This is a genomic window from Vibrio sp. TRT 17S01 (genome assembly GCF_050113695.1).
In the GTDB taxonomy this organism is placed as follows: domain Bacteria; phylum Pseudomonadota; class Gammaproteobacteria; order Enterobacterales; family Vibrionaceae; genus Vibrio.
In genome coordinates, this window is the sequence record NZ_JBNJOG010000055.1 from 1 (window position 1) to 1318 (window position 1318).

General features: G+C 38.5%; 1 protein-coding gene. It reads left to right on the plus strand.

Translation table 11 applies throughout. The features are described from left to right. Positions 1-692 precede the first annotated feature (692 nt). On the plus strand, positions 693-1109 hold the full coding sequence (locus ACQEXS_RS22440; RefSeq protein ID WP_427015271.1) for a hypothetical protein: 417 nt from the start codon (positions 693-695) through the stop codon (positions 1107-1109). Positions 1110-1318 lie beyond the last annotated feature (209 nt).

Here is a 1318-nt window from a genome sequence, read left to right on the forward strand (position 1 = left end):
AAGTTGAATTTAGTGTTTAAGGTACAGTGGTTTAGGTGTGGTGGTTAGCGTTGTTCACCACTTAACGCGGCGTTAGTACGGGTTTGACATCAAAGGTCATAAGTTTTGGTGTTTATCTGTTTTGGCGCTCATATTTACACCTTCAAGTTAGTGCCTTTCACGTTCTTTCCGGTGGCACTATATGCGGAGTGTTTGCTTTGGTTTCACCGTTTACGGTTTCTAACTCTTAGCCTATTTCTGTGGCGCTTCTTCTCTTTCGTGGTTTTTACTAAGTCAGAATTGTCTTTCTTTGGTGCTGCCGTCGAAGTGCGAGGATCGAATCCTTTTCTAATTTGAAGCAAGTGAAAGTAGAGCAGTTCAGTGGGTTTTTCTTCTAGCCAACTTTCGTCTTTCAATCGGGGTAAAGTTTTGTAGCTGCCCGTCTCACTTCAGTGTTCAAAGCCTTTCATATTATTCCACTTTTCAATATCTTGGAGCGCATAAAGAGAAGTAGCGCATGTACTAACAAATTGCTTAAGAGTGATTCGTAACGCGCGGCATTTTTACTTTGCGGTGGCTTATGTGTTTAAGGCGCCGTGCGGTAGCTTTTGTATTGCGTTACTCACACCTTAGCAAGGCGTTATGGCTACTGGCTGATAGTGGTGAAATGAGCAGTAATAATTTGGTTTTTAATTAATATAGGTATTTTAAGTATGGTTTGTTTCAATCATCCCAAAGAGAGTTCATCGGCTATATGCAAGCACTGTCAAAAACTAATTTGCAAAAATTGTATTATTGATAGTGGTTGGGGGCTTGTGTGTTCAGAAAACTGTAAGATTGAGATTAAAGAAGTTGAAAAAACGCTAGCTCAAAACAAGTTGATAGCTTCTTCGAATAAATTGTCTACAGATGTATTAATCGATGAATTTGAGCGTTCTAAAAAAAGACATTTTAGTTTAATTGCAAGTTTGATTTTTATCTCCGTTCTTGTTATTGCAGCAGGTATCGACCGAGGTGATTATGGTTATAGTGTAACTTTTACAGCAATCTTTGTTATCATGATTTTATATTCATTATTTAAAATAAGATCTTTAAAGAAAGCACTTAAACAACTAGAAGTTATTTCGTAGCCATAACAAAGCGTTAAAGACAGATTCGCAATGCTCGGCATTTTTTAGTCAAGTTGAGTTTTGTGTTTACGGCGCAATGGGTTAGGTTGGGTGGCAGGCGTCGCTGACTACTTAACGCGGCGTTAGGCGACAGGTAGGAAAGTTCTTTGTTCTCATCTTCTTAAATCCCTTTAGCCGTTTGTTTTTCCTAGTCGGCAATTTAGTATTGT

Bases quoted from the DNA above. Each gene is read 5' to 3' on its own strand.
- ACQEXS_RS22440 (WP_427015271.1), top strand. From the start codon at position 693: ATGGTTTGTTTCAATCATCCCAAAGAGAGTTCATCGGCTATATGCAAG.